Origin of the sequence: Halomonas sp. 707D4, assembly GCF_024158685.1 — a bacterium.
Taxonomy (GTDB): Bacteria; Pseudomonadota; Gammaproteobacteria; order Pseudomonadales; family Halomonadaceae; genus Vreelandella.
This window is the reverse complement of the sequence record NZ_JAMZBD010000495.1, coordinates 1-2,225: the sequence shown is the minus strand read 5'-3', so window position 1 is coordinate 2,225 and position 2,225 is coordinate 1. Positions and strand designations below refer to the sequence as shown.

The 2,225-nt window shown below is 63.4% G+C and carries 2 protein-coding genes; both read left to right on the top strand.

The window, feature by feature from the left end; translation table 11 throughout:
- Positions 1-1,690 (top strand): DUF294 nucleotidyltransferase-like domain-containing protein (locus BIS11_RS15720; RefSeq protein WP_253586507.1); only part of this gene is annotated, 1,690 nt, incomplete at its 5' end.
- Positions 1,691-1,717: 27 nt separating this feature from the next.
- On the top strand, positions 1,718-2,225 hold a 508-nt coding region (locus BIS11_RS15715), incomplete at its 3' end, for an exonuclease domain-containing protein (protein WP_253586506.1).

The window sequence follows — 2,225 nt, the reverse complement described above, 5'->3', positions numbered from 1 at the left end:
CTACAACCGCCTCGTCGAGGGCGACATCTTCGGCCACTTCAGCCTGTTGCGAAACCACCGGGTGCGCTTTCCCGCGACGGCCATCGAGGACACGCTGATCTACTTCATCAGCGACGCGATGTTCCAGCGCCTGTGCGAGGAGGATGACGACTTCGCCGACTTCGTCGAGCTCGAACGCCCGCGCCTCGAAAGTGCCGCCGAGCTGCAGAAGAAGTCCAACGACATGATGGTCACGCGGATTCGCAAGCTGGTCTCGCGCTATCCGGTGATGGTGGAGTCGACCATGAGCGTGCAGGAAGCCGCGCTCCAGGTGGGCAACGCCCAGGCCTCGGCGGTACTGGTGATCGACGAGGGCAGCGACAACCCTCGCTACAGCTTCAAGGACAGCGAAGGCAAGAGCTGGCAGATGTGCGGTATCCTCACCGACAGTGATTTTCGTAACCGCGTGGTCGCGAAGGGGTTGTCGCCCCAGACGCCGGTAGGCGAGGTGATCTCCCACGCGCTGATCACCATCCAGTCCGACGCCTCGATCTACGAGGCCATGCTCACCATGCTGCGCAACAACGTCCATCATCTGCCGGTACTCTACCGCCAGCGCCCGGTGGGCGTGGTGCACCTGTCCGACATCATTCGCTACGAGACCCACAGCGGTTTGTATCTCGTCAGCAACATCTTCAACCAGTCGAGTGCCTACGGGCTCGCGCGGCTCTCTGCCGACGTGCGCGCGGCGTTTGTGCGCATGGTGCAGGAGGGCGCCAATTCGGTCATGCTCGGCAGCGCGCTCTCGACCATCGGGCGCGGCTTCACCCGGCGATTGCTCGAGCTCGCCGAAGCCGAGCTCGGCCCGCCGCCGGTGCCGTACTGCTTCATGGTCAACGGCTCGATGGCGCGCAACGAGCAGAGCATCGTCACCGACCAGGACAACGCCCTGATTCTTTCCGACGACTTCGACCCGGACACCCACGATGATTACTTCAAGGCGCTGGCCGCCTACGTCAGCGATGGTCTCGATGCCTGCGGCTACACCTACTGCAAGGGCGACATCATGGCGACCAACCCGCGCTGGCGCCAGCCACTCAAGGTGTGGAAGGAGTATTTCGAGGAGTGGATCGCCAACCCGACGCCGGAGAAGCTGCTGCACAGCTCGATCTTCTTCGACCTGGACAGCGTCTACGGGGAGAGTCATTTCGTGGAGACGCTGCAGGATCTGATCGCCACCCGCGCGCCGCAGTCGCCGCTGTTTCTGGCGGCCATGGCCCGCAATGCGCTCAATAGCACGCCGCCGCTGGGGTTCTTTCGCACCTTCGTGATGGAGAAGGACGGCAAGCACAACAACTCGATCAACTTGAAGCGCCGCGGCACCGCACCGATGGTGGACCTGATTCGCGTTCACGCGCTCGCCTGTGGCTCAAAGGCGCAAAACAGCTTCCGTCGCCTCGAGGACATCAACGACACCCAGCTGCTCGCCTCCGGGGTGAGCGACAAGCTGAGCTACGCCTTCGAGTTCTTGTGCATGTCGCGGCTTCGTCACCAGATGATCGACCTCGAGGAGGAGCGCGCGCCGGACAACAACATCGAGCCCGAGAATGTCGAGGACAGCGAGCGCCACACGCTCAAGGACGCCTTCCAGGTGTTGAGCAACGCGCAGAAGTTTCTCAAGTTCCGCTATCCCGTTCCCAGTCAGCGATGAGGTCTTGTCAGCGATGAAAAAAGCATGATGAAGGGAATACGTCCCCGCCAGCGTATCACGCAGACCGACTGGGCGGGCTACCTGGCGCGCCGCGCCGACCACGCCCAGGATGACATGCTCGCGCGCTTTTTCCAGGCGCGCCTGCCGGCCCCGGACACGCCCATCGCCGACGTGCCCATGGTGGCGCTCGACATGGAGACCACCGGACTCGACGAGCGGCGCCACGCTATCGTCAGCATCGGGCTCGTCCATTTCACGCTCGCGCGCATCCCCCTCGCCACGCGGCGCTACTGGGTGGTCAAGCCGCCTCGGCCGCTGGAGGAGAGCTCCGTCGCCTATCATCACATCACCCACTCCGAGGTCGATCACGCGCCGGATCTCGACCTCATTCTCGAAACGCTACTCGACGAGCTGGCCGGACGTCTGGTGGTAGTGCATTTTCGCAACATCGAGCGCCCGTTTCTCGATGCCGCCGTCAAGGCACGCCGGGGCGAGGGCGTGCTGTTTCCCATGATCGACACGATGTCGCTCGAGG